Below are 24257 nucleotides of genomic sequence, written 5' to 3'. Positions count from 1 at the left end.
CTGGCCTTTGTCTGCGATCGCGCGCCATGAGGAACGAAACCTCCTTCCGCCCGATTTTGATGTCGGGTCTCGGCGTCACCTTCCTGTCCTTCCTCGACGCCTGCATGAAGGTGATTTCGGAGACTTATCCGCTCACGCAAGCCGTCACCCTGCGCTATGGCGGCGGCGCGCTGTTCGCCGTGCTGATCTACCTGATTGTCGGCGGGGGCCGGCCGAGCCTGGCAGCCATGAGGCGCAACGCCCTGCGCGCCCTCATCGTGGTGGCGACGGCAGCCTGCTTCTTCACCGCCATCGCCCGCCTGCCATTGGTGGAAGCGATCACCCTCACCTTCCTCGCACCGCTGCTGATGGCGCTGCTCGGCCGCCTCATCCTCAAGGAGCCGGTGGCGATCCCGGCGCTTGTCGCCATCCTGGTGGGCTTTGCCGGGGTGATCGTCATCGCCCGCGGCCAGGAGGTGGGCGAGACCCACAGCTTCGATCTCGTCGGCCTGCTGGCAGCGCTCGGCTGCGCCTTCTTCTATGCGATTTCCATGGTGCTGATGCGCCAGCAGACAGCCCAGGATTCGACTGTCACCATCGTCTTCCTCTCCAACTGCTTCGCTTTTCTTTTCGTGCTGCCGACAGCAGTATGGAACTGGCAGCCGGTGCCGCCCTTGCATTGGCTGATCGCCGGCGCCGTCGGGCTGTTCGGCACCTGCGGGCATCTGTGCCTCGCCTGGGCCTATGCGCGCGGCCATGCCGGCCGCCTCGGCATCATGGAATACACCTCCTTCATCTGGGCGATGCTCTTCGGCTACTTCATCTTCGCCGAGATCCCGACAAGCTGGACGCTCGCCGGCGCGGCCTTGATCATGGCTGCCTGCCTGTTCGCGACCTTCAGCCAGGGCCGAGGCCGGACGGCATGAGGCATGCCCGGGACGCTGGTGTCCAGGCCGGCATGGAACGCAGTGCGTGCAGGACAGGAAGCCGGTCTGAAGATCGGCACACCAATCCCGCCTTCATGAAAACACGCCCGCCAGAAATTCTTTGCCCACGCGCTTCTTGACAGTCCGAGGGGGTCTGACTAAATCCGGGCCAGCCGTTAGCACTCGCTTGAGGTGAGTGCTAACGGCGTCAAGATAATCCCTTCGATGTGGAATGTGGGCGCACCCCGCGCCTGTCGCACAAGAGGAAATAAGCCATGAAGTTCCGTCCGCTCCACGACCGCGTGGTCGTACAGCGCGTCGATGCCGAAGAAAAGACCAAGGGCGGCATCATCATCCCCGACACGGCCAAGGAAAAGCCCCAGGAGGGCAAGGTCGTCGCCGTTGGCCCCGGTGGCCGCGACGAGGCCGGCAAGCTGACCCCGCTCGACGTCAAGGCTGGCGATCGCGTGCTGTTCGGCAAGTGGTCGGGCACTGAGATCAAGCTCGATGGTGAGGATTTCCTCATCATGAAGGAATCCGACATCATGGGTATCGTCGCCTAAAGCAAAATGCGTTCAGGTCGAAGCATTCTTCCAGATAATGCATTGGAAGAAGGAGCATTTTGCGATGCTTGGCAATTCGATCTGAAAGTAGAACACTTTAGCCAGCGGATATCACACATAATTTCACTCTGAGGACACCAATATGGCTGCCAAGGAAGTCAAATTCTCCACCGATGCGCGCGACAAGATGCTGCGCGGCGTGGACATTCTCGCCAATGCCGTCAAGGTCACGCTCGGCCCCAAGGGCCGCAACGTCGTGATCGAGAAGTCGTTCGGCGCTCCCCGCATCACCAAGGACGGCGTCACCGTCGCCAAGGAGATCGAGCTCGCGGACAAGTTCGAGAACATGGGCGCCCAGATGGTTCGTGAGGTCGCCTCCAAGACCAACGACACCGCTGGCGACGGCACCACCACCGCCACCGTCCTGGCCCAGTCGATCGTTCGTGAAGGCGCCAAGGCTGTGGCCGCCGGCATGAACCCGATGGACCTGAAGCGCGGCATCGACATGGCCGTCCAGGCTGCCGTCAAGGACATTGCCGACCGCTCCAAGAAGGTCGCCAACTCCTCCGAGATCGCCCAGGTCGGCACCATCTCGGCCAATGGCGACGCCTTCATCGGCGGCGAAATCGCCAAGGCCATGCAGAAGGTCGGCAATGAAGGCGTCATCACGGTCGAAGAGGCCAAGAGCCTCGACACCGAAGTCGACATCGTCGAAGGCATGCAGTTCGACCGTGGCTATCTCTCGCCTTACTTCATCACCAACGCCGAGAAGATGATCGCGGACCTCGAGGATCCCTATATCCTCATCCACGAGAAGAAGCTCTCGGGCCTCCAGGCCATGCTGCCGGTGCTCGAAGCCGTCGTGCAGACCGGCAAGCCCCTCCTCATCGTCGCTGAAGACGTCGAAGGCGAAGCTCTCGCAACGCTCGTCGTCAACAAGCTGCGTGGCGGCCTGAAGATCGCTGCCGTCAAGGCTCCGGGCTTCGGCGATCGCCGCAAGGCCATGCTGGAAGACATCGCCATCCTCACGGGCGGCCAGGTGATCTCCGACGACCTCGGCATCAAGCTCGAGACCGTGACCCTCCAGATGCTCGGCCGCGCCAAGAAGGTGTCGATCGAGAAGGAGAAGACCACGATCGTCGACGGCGCTGGCAAGAAGAAGGACATCGAAGGCCGCGTTGGGCAGATCAAGGCCCAGATCGAGGAAACGACATCCGACTACGACCGCGAGAAGCTCCAGGAGCGCCTGGCCAAGCTCGCTGGCGGCGTTGCCGTGATCCGCGTCGGTGGTTCCACCGAAGTGGAAGTCAAGGAAAAGAAGGATCGCGTTGATGACGCGCTGAACGCCACCCGCGCGGCCGTTCAGGAAGGCATCGTCCCCGGCGGTGGCGTGGCTCTGCTGCGTGCCAAGGCTGCGGTTTCGAAGCTGACTTCCGACAATTCCGACATCCGCGCCGGTATCAAGATCGTCGAGAAGGCGCTGGAATCGCCGATCCGCCAGATCTGCGAGAACTCGGGCGTCGAAGGCTCGATCGTCGTCGGCAAGATCCTCGAGAACAAGTCGAAGACGTTCGGTTTTGACGCTCAGACGGAAGAATATGTCGACATGCTCGAGAAGGGCATCGTCGATCCGGCCAAGGTCGTGCGCACCGCGCTTCAGGACGCCGCTTCGGTGGCTTCGCTCCTGATCACCACGGAAGCCATGATCGGCGAAGCGCCGAAGGAAAAGTCCGCAATGCCCCCGATGCCGGGCGGCGGCGGCATGGGCGGCATGGACTTCTAAGTCCAAGCTCCCTGTGAGATGAAGGAAGGGCGGTGCCGCGAGGCACCGCCTTTTTTCTTTGCCGGGAGCGCGACAACCGCGCTCAACCCTCGACGAAGTGGATTGGGGCGCAAACGCAGACTATGATAGTATTCCATCCTACTGCCCTGCTATCATTGATCCGGGAGGAGCTCCTATGAGAACAACCCAGCAATTCAGCATAACGCTGCCGAACGATATGGCGGATGTCGTGGAGCAGAAAGTTACATCGGGGGCCTATGCCTCGGTCAGCGAAGTGCTGCGTGAGGGTGTGCGGGCGCTCATTGAACGCGATGCGGCGGTCGAGCGTTGGCTTCGCGACGAGGTGCTTGCAGGGCACCAGGAATATCTCAACGATCCGTCTAAAGGCGTCCCTGCCGAAGATATTCTAAAGCGCATGAAGGCCAGGCGCGCCACCGGAGCGGTGTGATAGGTCGTGCAGGTCATCTTTACGCCTCTGGCTGAGCGCCACATCGGTCAGCTCCACGCCCACATCGAAGGCAAGGCGAGCGAAGCCATTGCTGACGGCTACATCACCCGCATTCTTGACTATTGCAAAGGTTTGAGGACCTTCCAAAACGCGGCACGAGGCGCGATGATCTCATGCCCGGATTGCGTACGATCGGTTTCGAACGGCGAATTACCATTGCCTTTGTCGTTGCAACCGACAGGGTGCTGATCGAGGGCATATTTTATGGCGGGCAAGACTTTGAGGCGGTCTTCAAGGGCGACGACTAACAAGACGAATAATAACTGGTCCTCACGGGGCACGGATGCGCTTCCTGAGTTCCGAGCATCGGGTCCCGCTTACTCACGAACCTCCCAAGATCTGGTTCCTACCAATTACGTTTTCAGAAGATCCCCTTCTTGAAACCAGCCTTTTCAAGAATAGATCTTGGGTCACTCTCATTCTTCGTCGTATCGCTTCCAAAAGCAGGTAGGGATGCCTGCGCTCCCAGCGTTGACCTCTCCCTCCCATCAGTTGCATGAAGGCTCATGGAACACGCGAACACCTCCTTTCTTCCCAGCCTTCTCCTTTTCCTGGGTGCCGCGGTCATCGCGGTGCCGATCTTCAAGCGCATCGGGCTTGGCGCCATTCTCGGCTATCTGATCGCGGGCGTCGCGATCGGTCCTTCTGGCTTTGCCCTGTTTACCGACACCGGCACGATCCAGCATATCGGCGAGATCGGCATCGTGCTGCTGCTCTTCGTCATCGGGCTCGAATTGCAGCTCTCGCGCCTGCTCGCCATGCGCAAGGATATTTTCGGCCTCGGCGGCCTGCAGCTGGTGGTCTGTGCGCTGGTGATCGGCGGCATCGCCTATTCCCTGGGCCTGTCGATCCTCGGGGCGGCGATCACCGGCATCTCGCTGGGCCTGTCCGCCACTGCCATCGCCCTGCAGGTGCTGAACGAGCGCGGCGAATTGCAGGCCCCTTACGGCCAGCGCAGCTTCGCGGTGCTGCTGTTCCAGGACATGTCGGTGGTGCCGATCCTGGCCCTGATCCCGCTCTTTTCGGTCGAGATGGCGCACGCGTCCCATGAGGGCAATGGCCTGCTCAATGCCGCCATCATGATCGGTTCGATCGCCGTGGTGGTGCTGGCCGGACGCTATCTGCTCAACCCGCTCTTCCGCATCCTCGCCTCGACCGAGGCGGGCGAGGTGATGACGGCCGCCGCCCTTCTCCTGGTGCTCGGCACCGCCCTGCTGATGCAATGGGCGGGCATGTCGATGGCGCTCGGCGCCTTCCTGGCCGGCGTGCTGCTGGCCGAATCGCAGTTCCGCCATGAGCTGGAGGCCGATATCGAGCCCTTCCGCGGCCTGCTGCTCGGCCTTTTCTTCATGAGCGTCGGCATGGACATCAATGGCCGGCTGGTGCTCGACAACTGGCTGGCGCTGATCGCCCTCGCCCTTGGCCTCGCTTTGGTCAAGTCGGTCTCGGTCGCGGCCGTGTTCCGCCTGATGGGTTCGTCCCGCCTCGATGCGCTGCGTTCCGGCATCCTGCTCTCGCCGGCCGGCGAATTCGCCTTCGTGCTCATTCCCCTCGGTGCGGTCTATGGCTTCCTGAACGCCGAGCAGGCGGCCTTCGCCAAGGCGCTCGCCGCCCTCACCATGCTGTTCGGCCCGCTGATCGCGGCGGGATCGGAGCGCCTCCTGAAGCGCTTCGCGCCGCCCGCGCTCACCATCGAGGAGGATTATTCCGATGCCCACGGCAAGGCGCTGGTGATCGGCTTCGGCCGCTTCGGGCAGGTCGTCAGCCAAGTGCTACGCACAGCCGCCATCGAGACGACCATCATCGACAAGGATGTCGAGATGATCGACGTCGCCTCGCGCTTCGGCTCCAAGGTCTATTTCGGCGACGGCGCCCGGCTCGACGTGCTGCGCGCCGCGGGCGCGGCCGATGCGCGCGTGATCGCCATCGCCATCGACAACCGCGCCGATGCCGTGAAGATCGTCGAGATGGTCAAGGCCGAGTTCCCGCTGACCGAAGTCTATGCCAGGGCCTATGATCGCCAGCATGTATTGGCGCTGCTGACAGCCGGCGTCGACTACCACATGCGCGAGACCTTCGAGAGCGCCCTCGCCTTCGGCCGCTCCACGCTGGAGGCTCTCGGCGTCGACAACATGGAAGCCGAGGAGATCATCGACGATGTACGCGACCGCGACGCCAAGCGCATCGTCGCCCAGCAGCAGGGCGGCATCTATGCCGGCATCGATCTGGTCAACTCCAAGCGCCTGCTGAAGCCCGAACCGCTGGAGCGGCCGGATACCAAGGGCGTCACGCTGAACCGCGACGCCATCAACGCCGCCGAGGAGGCGAAGGAGGACGAGGAGACGGGCTGAGCGGCTTGTCTCTCACACGGGCAAGATATCCATTGCCCTGGCTGCCATGTGGGTATCGCAGAATTGCAGGAAGTCGGCGATCTTGCCGTCAGCGATAGTCATAAGATCGAGCGTTTCTGTCGGGAAGCTTTGCTGCTTCGGAACATAAAACATCGTGCCCTTACTGTGCACGACGGCGCGGTTGCCTTCCACCACCACGGTGTCGACCCGGTAGTCCCTCCAATCCCAGGCATTCGTCAGACGTTCCAGAATCGCGCGTAGATCCTCGCGGCCGCGCACCTCGGTGGTCAGGGGACCCAGAATCTCGTCGCCCGCCAGCCGGAAGTGCGGATCGGGTCCAAACATGGCCATCAGGCCATCGACGTCGCCCGCGCAGCGACGGGCATAGATTTCGCGAACGACGGCTTCAACTTGGTCACGATTGCTCAAGACGTTCCTCCCTTCGGGTTGTCGGCAAGTCCAGGGCGGCATGGCACCGCGAGCCGCCTTGGTTATGGAAAAGGGCCGGCCTGGGGCGTGTCGTCAGGCCCAACCACCGGAAACGGTCAGGCAGCCAATGAACTCATCGCTTTTGCAACGGTGTGCGTGTCGCAGAACTCGACGAACTCGCTGATCTTGCCATCGACGAGGGTGAGCAGGTCCAGCGTCTCCGTGGTGAAGCGCTCGCCTGTTGGCAGGAAACGGACCACGCCCTTGCCGTGCACGACGATGCGGTTGCCCTCGATCAGGATGGTGTCGATGCCATGTTCGGACCAATCCCAGAGCTCGACCAGAGACTGAACCATCTGGCGCAAAGCCTCGCGACCACGGATCTCCTTGGTCAAGGCGCCGAGGATCTCATCGCCGGCCAGCCGAAAAACGGGATTGGCCCCGAAATCCCCCATGATGCCTTCGATATCGCCCGCGCGGCGCCGGCTATAGCTCTGGTGCACAAAGGCTTCGATCAGACTTCTGTCGCTCATGTTGTTCCCCCTTGCCGCATTCAGCACATCGCCTCGCAGGGAATGATTCCACCGGCAAGAAACGGCTGGCAGAGCAGACTGACACCACACGTTTGGATGGAGACCTGAGGCCATACTACGCCTCTGCCTTGCCTTCGGAAAGAGAGGCGGATTGCATGAGGCGACGCGGTTGCCCCGGCGAGCGCCAGGGCTCCGAACTTGGGTTAACAACAGTAGGGGGCGGACCGGTTCGTCATTCCGGCTGGAGCGTAGCGACACGCCGGAATCCATGAACACAGACCTCACAGGACAGTGTTCATAGATTCCGGGTCTCCACGCACAAGCGAAGCTTGTGAGGATACGGTCATCCAACCAAACCTTTGGTTTGGTTGTGGGAATGACGTTCCCCGCCTTTATAAACCCACGTTCCGAGCTCTGCGCCAGCGCGATGCTCGCTTGAGCTCCCCGGAATTGTTTGTAGACTAACGACTTCAGGCCAACCAAGGGAGCGGATGATGGCGCAAGAGGAAACCAAGGCCGGCGGAGCCGATGACAAGCTGGTCATCCGCAATATCGGGCTGCTTCTGAGCGGCGATATCACCAGGCCCATCCTCGACGCCGACACCATCGTCTCCATCGGCGGCAGGATCGCCGCCATCGGACGCTCCGGGGATCTCGACCTTTCCGGCGCCACCAGCATCATCGACGCCAACGGCACGGCGGTGACGCCGGGCCTGATCGACAGCCATGTCCATCCCGTCGCCGGCGACTGGACGCCGCGCCAGAACCAGCTCGGCTGGATCGAGTCCAACCTCCATGGCGGCGTCACCACCATGGTCTCGGCCGGCGAGGTGCACACGCCCGGCCGCCCGCGCGATGTCGTCGGCCTCAAGGCGATGGCAATCTACGCCCAGCGCTGCTTCACCGCCTTCCGCCCGAGCGGCGTGAAGATCCACGCCGGCGCGCCGGTGATCGAGCCCGACATGGTCGAGGAGGATTTCAGGGATCTCGCCGCCGCCGGCGTGAAGCTGCTCGGCGAAGTGGGCCTCGGCGGCGTCAAGGACGGCCCAACGGCACGCCGGATGGTGGCCTGGGCTCGCAAATACGGCATCCAGTCGACCATCCACACCGGCGGCCCCTCCATCCCCGGCTCCGGCCTGATCGACAAGGATGTGGTGCTGGAGGCCGATACCGATGTGGTCGGCCATATCAATGGCGGCCACACCGCCTTGCCCACCGACCAGATCCGCTGCATCTGCGAGGGCTGCGGCCGCGGCCTCGAACTCGTGCACAACGGCAATGAGCGCGCGGCCCTCTACACGCTGCGCATCGCCCGCGAGATGAACCAGCTCGAACGCGTCATCCTCGGCACCGACGCCCCCGCCGGCTCGGGCGTGCAGCCGCTCGGCATCATGCGCATGGTCTCGATGCTCTCCTCGCTCGGCGACGTCCCGGCCGAAACAGCGCTCTGCTTTGCCACTGGCAACACCGCCCGCCTACGCTCCCTCGACTGCGGCATCGTGGAAGTCGGCCGCGCCGCCGACTTCGTCATCATGGACAAGGCCCAGCATTCGGCCGGCAAAGACCTGCTCGATTCCATCCAGCTCGGCGACCTGCCCGGCATCGGCATGACCATCATCGACGGCGTGGTCCGCACCCAGCGCAGCCGCAACACGCCGCCGGCAACCAAGGTGCCGGTGATCGTGGGGCATTGAGGGCTGAAACCGCCCCTCACCGTGGAAGAGGCTTTAGAGACCCACCCTACTCAATGGTCGGCTCGTTTGAGGTGTACTCGTAAAGGGCCGCTTGTGGTGGCCCTGTCCCAACCACTCCCGAGTCTGCCGAATCTGACTGTTGGAGCCGTTCTCCCCAATCGCGCATGCTCAACAGCACGGGCGCGAGCGACTCACCGAGTTCCGTCAGCTCGTATTCTACTTTCGGGGGTACTTCAGGAAACACGGTTCTCTTGACGATTCCATCCACTTCGAGCTCGCGCAGCTGCAAGGTGATCATTCGCGGCGTGGCCGAGGGCGTGACCCGGCACAGGGCGTTGAAGCGCAACTTGCCGTGCAGCAGATGAAAAACCAGGACCGGCTTCCAGACGCCACCGATAACGGAAAGCGTCGCTTCGACCGCGCAGCCGGTACGACCGGCTTTGCGCTGCCTTGATCGGCGGGTAGCACTATCATCCATGATACTACATGTCCTGTTTGTACGTACTCCCTATCTCCATAGTGAACCGCTATAGTCCGACCTGCAAGCGCACCCTTCGTGAGCGGTGCCAAATGCTCGCGGTCTATAGCGTTTTGCGATTTTCCGGAATCGGCAAGAATCGCAAAGACGCGTTAAAACAAGGAATTAGAGCAATGAGCGGTTGCGTGTAAACGCGCTTTGCTCTTGGGAGAGTCGGCATGGACGCTATCGAATATATCGGCCTCGTGGCCAGCAGCCTGGCAACACTCGCGTTCCTGCCGCAGGTTGTGAAGACCTGGCGCAGCCGCAGCGCGAATGATTTCAGCTTGGCCACACTCCTGATGCTTGAAGCCGGTACGAGCCTCTGGATTTTTTACGGCGCGTTGCGAGATGCTCCGGCGATCTGGCTCGGCAACGGCATCACATTCATGCTTGCCGGCTTCATCCTGTCGGTGAAAATGAAAACTGTTCTGCTTTCTACCGGTTCGCCAACGGGAAGATCGAAACCGTCTGTTCGGTGATCGACCAAGCTGGAATCGAGACGTAGCCCTGGCCTTTGGTGGAAGGGAGCAATAGTGCCTGCAGGCACATAGGCGGAACCAGCTCCCCGTGCTTGGCTGGAGCGCCTAATCTCGTCTTCAGCGACACCGATCCGCAGTGTACCGAGCGTAGAGGGTTACGCGTCTCCAGCCGGGATTAGCGACAAGCGAAAAAATCGTCGTCATCATCCCGGGAACCATGACATGAAGCGCTTCAGCACGTTCCTCGCCTTTGCCTTGCTTTCAGCCAGCCCTGCCCTCGCGGGCGATCCGGACAGCTGCAAATCGGTCCGTTTCTCCGATGTCGGCTGGACCGACATCACCTCGACCACCGCCATCTCCTCGCGCATCCTCAAGGGGCTCGGCTACGATCCCCAGACGACGGTGCTGTCCATCCCCGTCACCTATGCCTCGATGAAGAACAAGGACATCGACGTCTATCTCGGCGACTGGCAACCAAGCATGGAGAACGACCGCAAGCCCTATCTCGACGACAAATCGATCGTTGTCTCCACCGCCAACCTGCCTGATGGCGCCAAATACACGCTCGCCGTACCGCAATACACCTATGACAAGGGCCTCAAGGATTTCGCCGACATCGCCAAGTTCAAGGATTCGCTGCAGAGCAAGATCTACGGCATCGAACCCGGCAACAACGGCAACCGCATGGTGCAGGGCCTGATCGACGCCAACAAGGATGGGCTGAAGGGCTTCGAGGTGGTCGAGTCCTCCGAACAGGGCATGCTGGCCCAGGTCCAGGGCAATGTCGCCCGCAACGAGGACATCGTCTTCCTCGGCTGGGCGCCGCATCCGATGAACGTCAACTTCAAGATCCAGTATCTGACAGGCGGCGACGACACTTTCGGCCCAGACTTCGGCAAGGCGGTCGTCTATACCGATCTGCGCACCGGCTGGGCCGAGCAATGCCCGAATGCCGCGAAATTCATCGGCAATCTGAAATTCACCGTGGGGCTTGAGAACCAGGTGATGCAGATGATCACCGGCGACGGACTGGACGGTCCCACCGCAGCCGAGAAATATCTCAAGGCCAATCCCGGCATGCTCGATGCTTGGCTCGACGGCGTGACCACCTTCGACGGCCAGTCGGGCCTGCCCGCGGTGAAGAAGAGCCTGGGGCTTTGAACGCGATGCTGCGCTGATAGTCCTGAACAGCTTTCCAGGATGGGCGCGACTCCCGCGCACACAATTTGTGTGCGCGGGAGTCGCGCCTTCTGTCTTAAAGACCAGCCCGCCTCCCCCAACCCCTGGTCGCGCGCAGTTGTCAAAGCGTCAGGCTTGGGTCATCTTGTGTGTACACTAACGATTCCTGCGAGGCGCTGCTCCATGCGAAGCCGTCCTTGGCCGAAGAAACAGTCGCCATGAGAGACACGCATTCGTATCGCCTTCATGTCAACGGATCCGGCTATGCCGTGGAGGCCGCGGGCAATACGGCGCTTCTGCACATACTGCGCAACGACCTCGAACTGAACAGCCCCAAATATGGCTGCGGCCTCGGCGAATGTGGCGCCTGTACGGTGCTGATCGACGGCGTCGCGGCACGAAGCTGCGTCCTTCCCCTGCGCCTGGCCGAAGGACGCGAGATCGTGACACTCGAGGGCCTCGGCACGCCGCAGGCCTTGCATCCGGTGCAGCAGGCTTTCATCGAAGCCGAAGCGGCCCAGTGCGGCTATTGCACCAATGGCATGATCCTGACCATCGCCGCCCTGCTCCAGCGCCAGCCGGATCCCGACGATGCCACGATCCGCAATGAACTGCGCTACAATCTCTGCCGCTGCGGCACGCATATCGAAATCCTGCGCGCCGCCAGGCTGGCAGCGGACAGGCTGCGGGACGCGGGTGCCCGGTCATGAGCATTCCCTCCCGCCGCGACTTGCTGTTGCATAGCGGCGTGCTCGCCATCACCGAGCCTCATCACGGCACGCATGGCCGGGAGACCGATATCCATGTCTGCCTGACCGATGAGGGCAAGGTTTACGCCTTCTGCGGCCATGTCGACCTGGGTACGGGCATTCGCACCTCCCTCGCGCAGATCGTGGCCGAGGAGTTGGATGTCTCCTTCGACTGCGTCACCGTGATCCTCGGCGATACCGAGGAGACCCCGAACCAGGGGGCGACCATCGCCAGCGAGACGATCCAGGTCACCGCCAAGCCGCTGCGCATCGCCGCGGCGCAGGCCCGTCACCATCTTGTCGAGCTCGCTTCCGAGACGCTGGGGGTGCCCACGGACAGTCTCGCCACCGAGAACGGCGTCATACGCTCGCTCAGCGACGCCACCCAGAGCGTGAGCTTCGCCGATCTCTTGCGCAACCGCCGCATTCACATGCATGTCGCGCATGAAACGCCGTTGAAGCCCGTGAACGAGCATCGCATCATCGGCAAGCCCATCGGCCGGGTGGACATTCCCGACAAGGTGGCGGGCCGCTTCGTCTATGTGCACGATGTGCGCGTGCCCGGCATGCTGCATGGCCGTGTCGTTCGCCCGCCCTATGCCGGCATCGACAATGGAGATTTCATCGGGCGCAGCCTGGAGGCTGTCGATCATGGTTCGATCGCGGGCCTTCCGGGCATCGTGGCCGTGGTGGTGGAAGGCGATTTCATCGGCATTGTCGCCGAGCGTGAGGAACAGGCGGCGGCCGCCGCCGCGGCGCTCAAGGTGACCTGGAAACCTTGGACAACGGGGCAGAATCTCAACGATCTCGACAAGGCCTTGCGGGCCCAGCCCGTGCATTCGCGCCGCCTGATCGACGAAGGCGACGTCGAGACGGCATTGGCCGGGGCGGAGAACCGGCTCGACCGCACCTATGTCTGGCCTTATCAGATGCATGGCTCGATCGGCCCTTCCTGCGCGGTCGCAGATGTCAGGCCCGATCGCATCACGGTATGGTCCGGCACGCAGAACCCCTTTCCGCTGCGCACCGATCTCGCCTTGCTGACCGGTTTGCCGGAAGCCTCCATCAAGGTCATCCGCGCCGAGGCCGCCGGCTGCTATGGCCGCAATTGCGCCGACGATGTGGTTGCCGATGCGGTCCTGATGTCGCGCGCCGTCGGCCGGCCGGTGCGGGTGCAGTTGACGCGCGAGCAGGAGCATCTGTGGGAACCGAAGGGGGCCGGACAATTGATCGATGTCGCCGGCGCTCTCGGCCCGGGCGGCAGCCTGCTCGCCTATGATTTCCAGACGCGCTACCCCTCGAACACGGCGCCGACCCTGGCTTTGCTTCTCACAGGCCGCGTTTCTCCCGAACCCGTCGTCGTCCAGATGGGAGACCGCACGGCACGCCCCTCCTACGACTATGAGAATTTGCGCGTCACGGTGCATGACATGGCGCCGCTTGCCCGCGCCTCATGGCTGCGCGGCGTCTCGGCATTGCCCAATGTCTTCGCTCATGAAAGCTTCATCGACGAACTGGCGGAGCAGGCCGGCGTCGATCCCGTCGAATTCCGCCTGCGCCATGTCGACGATCCGCGTGCGGCCGAACTGGTCAAGGCCACGGCAGAACGCGCGGGATGGCAGCCTCATGTCGGCCCCGCGCCGCAGGAGGAAGGTGCCACTATCCTGAAAGGGCGCGGCTTCGCCCAAGCGCGCTATGTGCATGGCCGATGGCCAGGGGTGGGCGCGGCCTGGTCGGCCTGGGCCGCGGATGTCGCCGTCAACCGCTCGACTGGCGAAATCAGCGTGACGCGGGTGGTCGTCGGCCAGGACACCGGCATGATGATCAATCCCGCCGGCGTGCAGCACCAGATCCACGGCAATGTCGTGCAATCCACCAGCCGGGTGCTGAGGGAGGAAGTCAGCTTCACGCAAACCATGGCGGTGGCGGAGAAGGAATGGGGCAGCTACCCCGTCCTCGCCTTCCCGGAACTGCCTGCCATCGACGTCATGATGATGGATCGGCAGTTCGAGCCGCCTCTCGGCGCCGGCGAGTCTGCCTCCGTTCCCAGCGCCGCCGCCATCGTCAACGCCGTCTATGATGCGACTGGCGTGCGTTTCCGTGAATTGCCGCTGACGCCCGAGCGCGTGCTCGCGGCCCTCGGCAAGGCACCCGCGAAGCCGGCGGCCGCGAAATCCTGGCGCCGGACGGCCATGCTCAGCGGCATCGGTGCATTGTTTGCCGGCTTGGCCGGCCTCACAACGATTGCGATGCCGATCCGCAGCGCCATTCCGCCGATCCCGCGGCCCGATCCCGCCGTCTATTCGGCGGCGACCATCGAGCGAGGACGCATCCTGGCGGCGCTTGGCGCCTGCGCCACCTGTCACACCAAGCCGGGCGGCGCGGCTTTTGCCGGCGGCCTCGCGCTCGCCACGCCCTTCGGCACGGTGATGACCACCAACATCACCCCCGATCCCGAAGCCGGCATCGGCGCCTGGTCCTTCCCGGCTTTCGCGCGTGCGATGCGCGAAGGCATCCACCGCGACGGCCGCCATCTCTATCCGGCCTTCCCCTATCCGAGCTTCACCAAGACGAGCGAGGCCGATCTCGAAGCCCTCTATGCCTATCTGATGGCGCAGCCCGCCGTGGCGAAGACAACACCACCTAGCCGGCTAACCTTCCCTTTCAATCTCCGCCCGCTGATGGCCGGCTGGAACCTCCTTTACAACCGCAGCGGCGAGCTCGCGGCCGATCCCGCGCAATCGACGCAATGGAACCGCGGGCGCTACCTCGTCGACGGCCTCGGCCATTGCGGCGCCTGTCACAGCACGCGCAACGTTCTGGGAGCCGAGGGCACCGGCGCGGCCTATCTCGCCGGCGGAACGGCCGAGGGTTGGGATACTCCCGCCTTGACGCTGCTGTCCTCGGCGCCAATTCCCTGGAGTGAGGACGAGCTCTTCGCCTATCTGCGCAGTGGCGCTTCGGCCCATCATGGCGTCGCCGCAGGCCCGATGGCGCCGGTGATCAGCGAATTGAAGGCCCTGCCGGATGAGGACATCCGCGCCATGGCGGTCTATCTCGCCACCTTCAGCACGCCCTCCACGCCAGGGCAGGCGCAGACACAAGCGGCCAACCTCGTACAGGCGAGTGCCTCGTCCCTCCACCCCGCGACCACGTCGGCCGCACGCCTCTTCGATGGCGCCTGCGCCGTCTGCCACGAGGCCGGGCGCGGCGCGCCGCTCGTCAATGACGGACCGCCGCTCGCCCTCAACACCAACCTCCACGCCGCTACGCCAGTGAACTTCCTGCGCGTGCTGGTGGACGGCATCGACAACTCCAGCCATGGCGCCATGCCGGCCTTCGGCAAGGCGCTCAACGATCAGCAGATCGCCGACCTCACCCGCTATGTGAGGGCACGCTTCGCACCGGACAAGCCGGCGTGGACGGATGTGGAGGAGACTGTGGCGGTGGTACGAGCGGGGCATTAGCGCGCCGGCAACGCAACCTCCCGGGTGCACGGACGTCTCGTCCGTTCTTGGAAACGAGACGCTTGCCGAAAAGAAGGAACGGACGAGACGTCCGTGCACCCGGCAAGAAGCCGGCGCTCCCAGTCACCGCTTGAACAATCTCGCATCCACCGGTGTCGGGTCGCTCGGCAACTGCGCCGCGCGGTGGCAGACCTTGGCTTCTTCGATCAGTTGGTCGAGCAGCGCCGTGAACAGCACCGGCTTGGCCGCCGCCTCCCAGAGGAAGTAGCCGAAGGAGCCCGGGCAGGGATTGACCTCATTGAGCCAGACCTCGCCGGTCTTCTCATTGGAGAGAAAGTCGATGCGCGGCGCCCCGGTGCCGTTGACCGCCTGGAAAGCCTCGCTCGCCCATTGCCGGATGGAATTCTCCAACCCTGCCGGGATATCCGGGTTGATGTCGCGCGTCAGCGAGAGCATGCCCTGGCTGGAGGCGCCGGGCTGCTTGCCGCCACCGGTCTTTTTGGAGCCGCCGGACATATATTTGGTCTTGAAGTCGAGCAGGTCGCTCTGGCGCTTGGGCCGCTCGATGGCCGAGGTGACGACGGCGCCGTTCTCGCGCCGCACCGCGACATTGTATTCGACCAGGTTCTCGACGAAGGGCTCGATGATGGCCTGGGTGTCGAACTTGAAGATGGAGGGCAGCACCTGGCGCACCGTGTCGATATCCTCGGCCTTGGCGACACCGATGGAGGAGCCGAGATGGGCCGGCTTCACGATCACCGGGAAGGCGATATTGCGTAGCGCCTCCTCCAGGCTTGCCTTGTCGGGGATCAGGCCCGTGGCAGGGCGGTTGACCACCGCATCCGGCAGCATGCCGATGCCGCGGCCGGCGAAGGCGCGCTTGGTGATCGCCTTGTCCATCAGGATGGTCGAGGCCATGGTGCGCGCGCCTGTATAGGGCACGTTGGCGGTCTCGAACACACCCTGGATCTGGCCGTCCTCGCCGATATTGCCGTGGAAGGCGAGCAGCGCCACGTCGAAGCCGATCGGCTCGGGCTTTTTTGCGAAGAAGCCGCCCTTGCTGCGCGGGATCAGTTGGCCCTTGTTGGCGGAGAGGTCGAGATCGACGCGGACGAGGTTCTTGCGGGCCTCCTCGCCGGGGATGTAGTTGGCGCGGTTGCGCAGGGCATCGCCGGTGAACCAGGCGCCGTCGCCCGCGATATAGACCGGGAAGCCCTCATATTTCGTGCTGTCGAGCGCGTTGAGCGCCTGCAGGCCGGAGACGATGGAGACGTCATGCTCCGGCGAGCGCCCCCCGAACAACACCGCGACGCGCGTTTTCGACATCGTGTACCCTTGGTTTGGCGCGTCTTCGCGATTCCTGGCGATGACGCCAAATCGCGGAACGCTATGGAATAAGCCGAATCGTTTGTGCGAAAATAGGATGCGGGGCGCAGCGAGGCAAACCGGGACAGGCGGATCACGCGCCGGCGGCTCCGAATTCGTCCGCAAACGGCGGAATCACGCCGGGCTTCGGTCCTTCGGTGTAGCTCAGGCAAACGCGGTCTTGCCACGACACGCGCCATGAAGCACCTTGCGCACAAGAAAGCCCGCCGGCCGGAGGAATGATGTCGAATACCCTGTCGCAGATTCCATTGTTCCACTCGTTGGGCGAGGCAACGATCAAGGCGTATGACGGGCGGGTACGCTGGGCCAGGTTCGAAGAGAACGAACTGGTCGTGGACTATGACGACAATTCCAATGACGTCTACTTCCTGCTGTCGGGCAAGGTACGCGTGCTCTACCGCACCATCACCGGCAAGGAGGTGATCCTGGCGGAACTGGGCGGCGGGCAGTTCTTCGGGGAGCTTTCAGCCATCGACGGCGTCGGCCGCTCGGCCAATGTCACCGCGCTCAACCGCTCGCAGATGTGCATCATCTCCGGTCCGATCTTCATGGAGCTGATCACCACCAACGCCTCGGTGTGCAGGCAGATCCTCACCCTGCTGGCGAGCCGCGTGCGCGCGCTCAACACCAAGCTCGCCGAGCATTCCTTCTTGCAGACCAAGCACCGGCTCTATGCCGAGTTGATCCGCCTCTCCCAGCCCCGAGCCGGCCATTCCGGCCAGCGCGTGCTCTCGCCGCCCCCTTTCCACCACGACCTCGCCGCCCGCATCGGCTGCCGCCGCGAAGCGGTGTCGCGCGAATTGTCGGCGCTGGAGAAGGAGGGGCTGGTGGCCAAGACGAGAGGCGCGCTGGCGCTGGTCAATCCCGAGGAGCTCAACAAGCGGATTTCGGCGGCACTGGCGGATTGATCCCTTGGGATCGCAGGCATCTCAGTCACAACCATCTTGATGGTTGTGACGACAGCCTGCGGTCCCAGGGCGGCTGTGCTACCGGTGCCATCTCGGCTCGAACCCATTGCGCAGCGCCGTCACGACTGCCGGCGGCGTCAACAGCCGCACCGGCTTGTCCTGCCAATCCGCCACCTCGCGCCAGCCTTCCGGCGACCAGCGCAACACCCCGCCCTCTCGGCGCGTGAAGGCTTCCCGGTCATCCGCCCACACCGCCCCATCAGGCAGGTCCGCAGCCGTCTCAATGCGATGCTCGGCCAGGCGTTCGGCATGGAGGATCTCGTCCATGCGGCCGGCGAGGGCGTCCTTCTCTGGAAACGCCGCCGCGAAGGCCTTGGCGTCCGCCCTCCGGCATTCGAAACAGGGGCGGTGGCCGGCCGCCAGCGCCGTGACCTCGTCGAGGAAGAAGAGCTCGGTATAGGTATTGCGTGGCGCCATCACTTCGCGGTGCCAGCCCTTGAAGTGGAGCTCGCAGCAGATCCAGGCCTTCGAGGCCCAGCGCCGCCGGCGCAGGCGCTTGTGATCGTCATGCAGCCGGCCGCCGCGGTTGCCCATCATGGTGCCGCGGGCGCTGAGCGCGACGATCTCGCCGAAGGGCGTGACGCGGTTCTGCAGGGGCTCGCTCATGGCGCCGGCGATCCATCCGGCTTGAAGGTTTTCAGATAGGCGATGACGTCGTCGATCACGGCCGGATCGCCCAAACCAGCAAACGTCATCCGGGTGCCGGGGATGAAGGCGGAGGGTGCGGCGAGATAGGCCCTCAACGAGGCTTCGTCCCAGGTCTTGCCGGAGGTCTTCATGGCCTGCGAATAGGCATAGCCGACCACGGAACCGGCAGGGCGGCCTACAACGCCGTTGAGCTCGGGGCCGACGACATTCTTGGCGCCCTCGCCGATGCGGTGACAGAAGCCACATTTGGTGAAATTGGCCTTGCCGTTGGCGGGATCGGCGGCGAGAGCGGGGGTGGCGAGGAGGAGGAGGGCTACTGGGAGCGCGGACTTCCAGTCCGCCCCCTTTACCCAATCGCCCCGTTTCCAAGAGCGGACATCGCGACATGCAGGCATGTCGCTGTGATGTCCGCGCTCCCAGGTCATCTCGCCAATGCCTGTTCGCGGATCTTCGCGATTGTCGTCGTCGGCGTGATCGCTTCGGGGTCGAGCCGGCAATGCAGGATGGCCGGCTTTCCGGACGCCAGCGCCCGCTCATAGGCCGGGCCGAACTCCTCTGCCGTCACAACCGTCTCGCCATGGCCGCCGAAGGCCCGGGCATAGGCGGCGAAATCCGGGTTCTTCAGCGTCGTCGCCGAGACACGGCCAGGATATTCGCGTTCCTGATGCATGCGGATGGTGCCGTAGATGCCATTATCGACGACGACGACGATGATGGGCAGTTCATACTGCACGGCGGTGGCGAATTCCTGGCCGTTCATCAGGAAGCAGCCGTCGCCAGCGAAGCACACCACCGTCCTGTCGCGATGGAGCGCCTTGGCGGCCACGGCGGCGGGCACGCCATAGCCCATCGAACCGGAGGTCGGCGCAAGCTGCGTACCGAAGCGGCGGAAGCGCAGATAGCGCTGCACCCAGACGGCGTAGTTGCCGGCGCCGTTGCAGATGATGGCATCTTCGGGCAGGCGGTCGCGCAACCAGAGAAGCGCCTCGCCATATTGGAAACTGCCGGGAATGGGCTTGGGCTCGTCGGTCCAGGCATGGAAATCCTGGTTGGCCTGCCGCGTTTCACCTGACCAGGGCAGGCTGTTGGGCGGCTGCAATCCTTCCAGAGCCGAGGCGAAGGCCTGGGCAGAGGCGTGGATGGCGAGCGTCGGCTGGTACACGCGCCCGAGCTCCTCGGCGCCGGCATGGATATGCACGAGCTGCTGTTTCGGGGTGGGAATATCCACCAGCGTGTAGGAAGAGGACGGCATCTCCGAGAGGCGCCCACCGGCGAGGATGAGGAGATCGGCCTCTTTCACACGCTGCGCGAGCTTGGGATTGGGGCCGATGCCGACATCGCCGGCATAGTTGCGATGATCGGCGGGGAACAGCATCTGGCGGCGGAAGGAGGTGCCAACCGACAGGTCGAAGCGTTCGGCAAAGCGTACCAGGCTCGCCATTGCCTTCGGCGACCAGCCCGAGCCGCCCGCGATGACGAAAGGCTTCTTCGCCGCCCAGAGCAGGCTTTGCAGTCGCATCATGTCGGCATTGCCGGGCCAGGTCTGCGCGGGCTCGACATAGGCGGCGTCAGCGATCTCGGCCATGTCCACCAGCATGTCCTCCGGCAGCGCGATCACCACCGGGCCGGGGCGCCCCTGCATGGCGACGCGGAAGGCACGGGTGACGAGTTCGGGGATGCGCTCGGCCTTGTCGATCTCCACCACCCATTTCGCCATCGAGCCGAAGAAGGCCTTGTAATCGACCTCCTGGAAGGCCTCGCGCTCGCGCATGCCGGTCTCGATCTGGCCGATGAACAGGATCATCGGGGTCGAATCCTGCATGGCGATATGGACGCCATGCGAGGCATTGGTGGCGCCCGGCCCGCGCGTGACCATGCAGATGCCCGGCCTTCCGGTAAGCTTGCCCGCGGCCTCCGCCATCATCGCCGCCCCGCCTTCCTGCCGGCAGACCGTGACATTGATAGGCGCATCATGCAGCGCGTCGAGCACGGCAAGATAGGATTCGCCCGGCACGCAGAACACATGCTCGACACCCTGAGCCACCAGCGCATCGACGATCAGGCGGCCACCATTGCGGGAAGGAAACTGGGTCATGGATACTCTCGAAAGGACTGCCCTTCTCATACGCCGTCTGGAAGGCAAGGCAACCCCGTGGCGTGGGTCCGGATGCACGAGCATCTTGCTCGTTCTTCTCTCCCCTCAAACGCTCAGGTTCAAGAACGGGCGAGATGCCCGTGCACCCGGAAGGTCACCCCTTGCCCCACGAACGACCAAACATTACATCCAGATCATGTTGTCACCTGAGCCCCTCAAGCTGCTTGCCTTCGACGGCGAAGACCTGGAGGTCATCTCGACGCATCTGCAGGATGCGGCCGTCAAGCCTGTCGACATGGCTTTCCTGCCGCGCGAGAAGCGTTTCGCGCTGGTGGTCGATCGCTATGACTGGTGCGGCGCGCAGAGCGGAGAGCGCACGCGCCGGCGTTCGGGCCTGCATTTCGAACGCGTGCTCGGCGTCAAGCGTTCGCATTTCGAGCAGAATTGCGAGAAGTCCGAAGTGCTGCTGTCGATCTCCTTCCAGGCGAGCGACGATCCGGCCGGCCAGGTGACCCTGTTCTTCGAAGGCGGTGGGGCCATCCGCCTCGAAGTCGAGTGCCTGGAAGCGGCGATGTCCGATCTCGGTCCCGCCTGGCCCTGCGGCTCCCCGCCGCCTGTAAGGGCCTGAGGACGGCACTCCGGGTGCACGGGCATCTTGCCCGTAGGCGCTAACGTTGCACAGTGACACGCAGAGCGGGAGTGTCGATCACCGATCGACAATCTTGGAAACGATGCATTTTGCAGAATGCGAAGAGGGCGATCGGTGATCGCCCCTCCCGGTTTCCGCAGCTTCGGCCAGCAAGGCACCCGGAAAAGGCAGCCCTTTCATCGAGACAAGGCGGGGTGACTTCCGCCCGAAAATTCTTCATAGGGTGCGGCGGCAGGCTCGCGCCTCGCCTCCATCTTGCCCTTCATCTTCCAGAGGATTGCCATGCCGGTTCGGCTCGATAGTTCAAAGGCCGATTTCGCCGCGGCGTTTGCGGCGTTGCTCGCCGCCAAGCGCGAGATCTCCGAGGATGTCGATGCCTCCGTGCGCGGCATCATCGCGGATGTCGTCGCCCGTGGCGACGAGGCGGTGATCGACTATACCAGCCGCTTCGACCATCTCGACCTGGCGCCCGGCACCCTGCGCGTGACGCAGGCGGAAATCGATGCCGCCCGCGCCGAATGCGAGCCGAGGGCGCTGAAGGCACTGGAACTGGCGGCCGAGCGCATCCGCGCCTTCCACGAACGGCAGAAGCCCGCAGATCTATCTTTCACCGATGCACTTGGCGTCGAGCTTGGCTGGCGCTGGACGGCCATCGAGGCCGTCGGCCTCTATGTGCCCGGCGGCACGGCCGCCTATCCCTCCTCGGTGCTGATGAACGCCATCCCAGCCAAGGTGGCGGGCTGCCCGCGCGTGGTGATGGTGGTGCCGAGCCCCGGCGGCCTGCTCAACCCGCTGGTCCTGGCGGCGGCCAAGCTTGCCGGCGCCGACGAGATCTACCGCATCGGCGGCGCGCAAGCGATCGCCGCCCTCGCCTATGGCACCAGGACGATCGCCCCCGTCGCCAAGATCACCGGCCCGGGCAATGCCTATGTTGCCGCAGCCAAGCGCCGTGTCTTCGGCCATGTCGGCATCGACATGATCGCCGGCCCCTCCGAGGTGCTCGTCATCGCCGATGATAGCGCCAATCCGGCCTGGATCGCAGCGGACCTGCTGGCGCAGGCCGAGCACGACACCGCCTCGCAATCCATCCTGATCACCGACAGCCCCGCGCTGGCGGATGCGGTGGAGCGCGAGGTGGCGGCGCAGCTCGAGACCCTGCCGCGCGCCAATATCGCCGGCGCGAGCTGGCGCGATTTCGGCGCGGTGATCACGCTCGGCTCCCTCGACGAGGCACCGGCCCTGGCCGACCGGCTGGCGGCGGAGCATCTGGAGATCATCACTGTTGATGCCGAGGGGCTCGCCGCACGCATCCGCAATGCCGGCGCCATCTTCCTCGGCGGCCATACGCCGGAGGCGATCGGCGATTATGTCGGCGGCTCGAACCATGTGCTGCCGACGGCCCGCTCGGCCAAGTTCTCATCCGGCCTCGGCGTGCTCGATTTCATGAAGCGCACCTCCATCCTCAAATGCGGGCCGGAACAGCTCGCGGCCCTCGGCCCGCCGGCAATCACCCTGGGCGAGGCGGAGGGGCTCGCCGCCCACGCGCGCTCGGTTTCGATCCGCAGCAATCGCGTGCTATGAGCGGAGCGACGTCATTCCGGGGCTCCCGAAGGGAGAACCCGGAATCCATGAACACTATCCTGAGAGGACTGTGTTCATGGATTCCGGCGTTTCGCTTCGCTCCAGCCGGAATGACGCGGCGCGCCAAGGCCAAGATAGTTGTAGAGGACCAGGCTTGGAAGAATTCGGCCCCGATTGCCGGCTGATCGCCGTTCATCTCGATGAGCGCAGCATCGGTCGCGGCAGCCCCGACCAGGAGCATGAGCGGCGCGTGGCCGCCTATGACCTGATCGAGGAGAATGTCTTCGCGCCCGTGGGGTACGATACCGGACCTTACGGCCTGCACATCTCGCTTCAGGATGGCCGTCTCGTCCTCGACATCCGCAATGTCAACAGTGAGCCCGTGGTGGCGCATGTGCTCTCGCTGACGCCGCTGCGCCGCGTGGTGCGCGATTACTTCGCGATCTGCGACAGCTATTACACCGCCATCCGCATGGCCACGCCCTCGCAGATCGAGACCATCGACATGGCCCGGCGCGGCCTGCACAACGAGGCGTCCGAACTGCTGCGCGAGCGCCTCGCCGGCAAGATCGCGCTCGATCTCGCCACGGCGCGGCGGCTCTTCACCCTGATCAGCGCGTTGTACTGGAAAGGCTGAGACGTGATGGGGGGCCGCCGTCCACAGTCGGTCCTGTTCGCCTGCGGGCACAACGTCATCCGCTCGCCCATGGCCGAGGCGATCGGGCGCTATTATTTCGGCCGCTCGATCTTCTTCGGTTCGGCGGGCGTGCGCCCGGGGGAGCCCGACCCCTTCGTGCCGATCGTGCTGGACGAGATCGGCATTTCCCTCGGCAAACACCGCCCGCACAGCTTCGAGGAGCTGGACGAATTGGAGGGGCTCAACTTCGACCTCATCATCACGCTGGCGCCGGAGGCGCACCACAAGGCGCTCGACCTCACGCGCACCCTGGCCGCCGATGTCGAATATTGGCCGACGGCCGATCCGAGCCTGACCAGTGGCAACCGCGACCAGAAGCTCGATGCCTATCGTGCCCTGCGCGAAGGCCTGATCGACCGCATCACCGCACGATTGGGCTGAGGACAAGGGGCCGCCGCTGTTCCCCCGGACATAGAAAAACCATACCGCCAGAACGTCATTCTTTTAAACACAGCTAAACTGTATAAGCCGCGTTGCGATTTTCTCGCTCCCCCACTATCGTGCGCCGCGATGAACCGGAGGTTTTGATGCGCGTTCTGCGTCCCCTTGCTCTTGCCGCCCTGTCGGCCTTCACCCTGGCGGGTTGCTCGATGTTCGGTTCCGTACCGCCGAACAATGTGCCGCCGACGCTGCCCAAGCCCCTGGACAACAAGACATCGCTGCCTTTCCCGCTGAATCGGACTTTCGCGGCAATCTCCTACAAGGACCAGACCTTCAAGGACGACCGGCCGACGATCCTGATCTCGGACATGAACCGCGGCATCGGCTTTTCGGCCTGCAACAACTGGTCGGCCACCATCCTGCCGCGCCAGGACCAGCGCCTCGTCATCGGCCCGGTCGCCATCTCCAAGCGCAAATGCGAGGACCGCCTGATGCACAACGAGCAGGTCTTCCTGTTCGTGATGCGCACCTCGCAGGAATGGTTCTATGACGGCTACACGCTGACCTTCCGCGGGCCCTACGGCGAGATGAAGTTCCAGCCGGCAGCGTAAGGCGCGGGTGGGTTATGGATATGAAGAAGGCCGGTCTTTCGACCTAATGCGGTTCACTTAAGAGCCTTTACGAACCTAGTG

The 24257-nt window shown here is 63.9% G+C and carries 24 protein-coding genes; 16 read left to right on the top strand and 8 right to left on the bottom strand.

The genetic code is table 11. The annotated features are described in order from the left end of the window. The first annotated feature begins 26 nt into the window (after positions 1-26). The 4 genes from QQL24_RS00320 (at position 27) to QQL24_RS00305 (ending at position 3699) form a co-directional block, all read left to right on the top strand. Positions 27-905: a DMT family transporter gene (locus tag QQL24_RS00320; protein ID WP_284309884.1), complete on the top strand. Its 879-nt coding sequence runs from the start codon at positions 27-29 to the stop codon at positions 903-905. Between the two features lie 275 nt (positions 906-1180). Next, positions 1181-1468 (top strand): co-chaperone GroES, encoded by a 288-nt coding sequence (gene groES / locus QQL24_RS00315; RefSeq protein WP_284309883.1) that lies wholly within the window; start codon positions 1181-1183, stop codon positions 1466-1468. A 142-nt stretch (positions 1469-1610) separates the two neighbouring features. Further along, the gene (gene groL, locus QQL24_RS00310) at positions 1611-3251 is read left to right on the top strand and encodes a chaperonin GroEL (protein WP_284309882.1); all 1641 of its coding nucleotides are present in this window, start codon (positions 1611-1613) and stop codon (positions 3249-3251) included. 175 nt (positions 3252-3426) lie between these two features. Further along, a complete protein-coding gene (locus QQL24_RS00305) occupies positions 3427-3699 on the top strand; it encodes a type II toxin-antitoxin system ParD family antitoxin (protein WP_284309881.1) in 273 nt (90 codons plus the stop codon). 119 nt (positions 3700-3818) lie between these two features. On the opposite strand, the gene QQL24_RS36405 is transcribed toward QQL24_RS00305, so the two are convergent. Then, the gene (locus QQL24_RS36405) at positions 3819-4040 is read right to left on the bottom strand and encodes a hypothetical protein (protein ID WP_348536416.1); all 222 of its coding nucleotides are present in this window, start codon (positions 4038-4040) and stop codon (positions 3819-3821) included. A 225-nt stretch (positions 4041-4265) separates the two neighbouring features. Between QQL24_RS36405 and QQL24_RS00295 the strand changes: the two genes are divergently transcribed. After that, positions 4266-6110 carry a monovalent cation:proton antiporter-2 (CPA2) family protein gene (locus QQL24_RS00295; RefSeq protein WP_284309880.1) on the top strand — a complete coding sequence of 615 codons (1845 nt, stop codon included), beginning with the start codon at positions 4266-4268 and terminating at the stop codon, positions 6108-6110. A gap of 12 nt (positions 6111-6122) precedes the next feature. Here QQL24_RS00295 and QQL24_RS00290 read toward each other — a convergent pair whose 3' ends face one another. Both QQL24_RS00290 and QQL24_RS00285 read right to left on the bottom strand, forming a co-directional pair. Further along, positions 6123-6539 (bottom strand): nuclear transport factor 2 family protein, encoded by a 417-nt coding sequence (locus tag QQL24_RS00290; protein WP_284309879.1) that lies wholly within the window; start codon positions 6537-6539, stop codon positions 6123-6125. A gap of 116 nt (positions 6540-6655) precedes the next feature. Next, positions 6656-7072 carry a nuclear transport factor 2 family protein gene (locus QQL24_RS00285; protein ID WP_284309878.1) on the bottom strand — a complete coding sequence of 139 codons (417 nt, stop codon included), beginning with the start codon at positions 7070-7072 and terminating at the stop codon, positions 6656-6658. A 494-nt stretch (positions 7073-7566) separates the two neighbouring features. Here QQL24_RS00285 and QQL24_RS00280 point away from each other — a divergent pair, with 494 nt between their 5' ends. Next, a complete protein-coding gene (locus QQL24_RS00280; RefSeq protein ID WP_284309877.1) occupies positions 7567-8766 on the top strand; it encodes an amidohydrolase family protein in 1200 nt (399 codons plus the stop codon). 46 nt (positions 8767-8812) lie between these two features. Here QQL24_RS00280 and QQL24_RS00275 read toward each other — a convergent pair whose 3' ends face one another. Continuing rightward, a complete protein-coding gene (locus QQL24_RS00275; RefSeq protein ID WP_284309876.1) occupies positions 8813-9244 on the bottom strand; it encodes a winged helix-turn-helix transcriptional regulator in 432 nt (143 codons plus the stop codon). Between the two features lie 218 nt (positions 9245-9462). On the opposite strand from QQL24_RS00275, the gene QQL24_RS00270 reads away from it, so the two are divergent. The 4 genes from QQL24_RS00270 (at position 9463) to QQL24_RS00255 (ending at position 15160) form a co-directional block, all read left to right on the top strand. Continuing rightward, positions 9463-9765, top strand: coding sequence for a SemiSWEET family sugar transporter (locus tag QQL24_RS00270; protein ID WP_284309875.1), 303 nt, complete (start codon positions 9463-9465; stop codon positions 9763-9765). A 222-nt stretch (positions 9766-9987) separates the two neighbouring features. Beyond that, complete coding sequence (locus QQL24_RS00265) at positions 9988-10926, top strand: choline ABC transporter substrate-binding protein (RefSeq protein WP_284309874.1); 939 nt, start codon at positions 9988-9990, stop codon at positions 10924-10926. Positions 10927-11162: 236 nt separating this feature from the next. Beyond that, positions 11163-11654, top strand: coding sequence for a (2Fe-2S)-binding protein (locus QQL24_RS00260; protein WP_284309872.1), 492 nt, complete (start codon positions 11163-11165; stop codon positions 11652-11654). Then, a complete protein-coding gene (locus QQL24_RS00255; RefSeq protein WP_284309871.1) occupies positions 11651-15160 on the top strand; it encodes a molybdopterin cofactor-binding domain-containing protein in 3510 nt (1169 codons plus the stop codon). Before QQL24_RS00260 ends, QQL24_RS00255 begins: the two co-directional genes overlap by 4 nt. 123 nt (positions 15161-15283) lie before the next feature. Here the strand turns inward: QQL24_RS00255 and QQL24_RS00250 are convergent, their stop codons facing one another. Next, positions 15284-16486, bottom strand: a complete 1203-nt coding sequence (locus QQL24_RS00250; protein WP_284309870.1) for a D-alanine--D-alanine ligase — start codon at positions 16484-16486, stop codon at positions 15284-15286. 278 nt (positions 16487-16764) lie between these two features. Here QQL24_RS00250 and QQL24_RS00245 point away from each other — a divergent pair, with 278 nt between their 5' ends. Next, on the top strand, positions 16765-17454 hold the full coding sequence (locus tag QQL24_RS00245) for a Crp/Fnr family transcriptional regulator (protein WP_284309869.1): 690 nt from the start codon (positions 16765-16767) through the stop codon (positions 17452-17454). A 78-nt stretch (positions 17455-17532) separates the two neighbouring features. Here QQL24_RS00245 and QQL24_RS00240 read toward each other — a convergent pair whose 3' ends face one another. From QQL24_RS00240 to QQL24_RS00230, 3 genes are read right to left on the bottom strand one after another with little or no spacing between them, the layout of a single operon-like run. Then, a complete protein-coding gene (locus QQL24_RS00240; RefSeq protein WP_284309868.1) occupies positions 17533-18120 on the bottom strand; it encodes a hypothetical protein in 588 nt (195 codons plus the stop codon). Further along, the gene (locus QQL24_RS00235; RefSeq protein ID WP_284309866.1) at positions 18117-18587 is read right to left on the bottom strand and encodes a c-type cytochrome; all 471 of its coding nucleotides are present in this window, start codon (positions 18585-18587) and stop codon (positions 18117-18119) included. The genes QQL24_RS00240 and QQL24_RS00235 overlap by 4 nt, the downstream gene beginning before the upstream one ends. Next, positions 18584-20257 carry a thiamine pyrophosphate-binding protein gene (locus tag QQL24_RS00230; protein WP_284309864.1) on the bottom strand — a complete coding sequence of 558 codons (1674 nt, stop codon included), beginning with the start codon at positions 20255-20257 and terminating at the stop codon, positions 18584-18586. The genes QQL24_RS00235 and QQL24_RS00230 overlap by 4 nt, the downstream gene beginning before the upstream one ends. 196 nt (positions 20258-20453) lie before the next feature. Between QQL24_RS00230 and QQL24_RS00225 the strand changes: the two genes are divergently transcribed. From QQL24_RS00225 to QQL24_RS00205, 5 genes are all read left to right on the top strand, one after another. Further along, positions 20454-20885 carry a DUF2948 family protein gene (locus QQL24_RS00225; RefSeq protein ID WP_284309862.1) on the top strand — a complete coding sequence of 144 codons (432 nt, stop codon included), beginning with the start codon at positions 20454-20456 and terminating at the stop codon, positions 20883-20885. A gap of 303 nt (positions 20886-21188) precedes the next feature. After that, positions 21189-22487 carry a histidinol dehydrogenase gene (gene hisD / locus QQL24_RS00220; RefSeq protein ID WP_284309860.1) on the top strand — a complete coding sequence of 433 codons (1299 nt, stop codon included), beginning with the start codon at positions 21189-21191 and terminating at the stop codon, positions 22485-22487. A 154-nt stretch (positions 22488-22641) separates the two neighbouring features. Beyond that, positions 22642-23124 carry a UPF0262 family protein gene (locus QQL24_RS00215; protein ID WP_284309859.1) on the top strand — a complete coding sequence of 161 codons (483 nt, stop codon included), beginning with the start codon at positions 22642-22644 and terminating at the stop codon, positions 23122-23124. Between the two features lie 6 nt (positions 23125-23130). After that, positions 23131-23565, top strand: coding sequence for an arsenate-mycothiol transferase ArsC (locus tag QQL24_RS00210; protein ID WP_284309858.1), 435 nt, complete (start codon positions 23131-23133; stop codon positions 23563-23565). Between the two features lie 146 nt (positions 23566-23711). Beyond that, on the top strand, positions 23712-24176 hold the full coding sequence (locus QQL24_RS00205; protein ID WP_284309857.1) for an META domain-containing protein: 465 nt from the start codon (positions 23712-23714) through the stop codon (positions 24174-24176). Positions 24177-24257 lie beyond the last annotated feature (81 nt).

The organism is Labrys miyagiensis (assembly GCF_030160835.1).
In the GTDB taxonomy this organism is placed as follows: Bacteria; Pseudomonadota; Alphaproteobacteria; order Rhizobiales; family Labraceae; genus Labrys; species Labrys miyagiensis.
The sequence above is the reverse complement of the archived record's forward strand: the minus strand, read 5'-3'. Positions and strand labels throughout refer to the sequence as shown.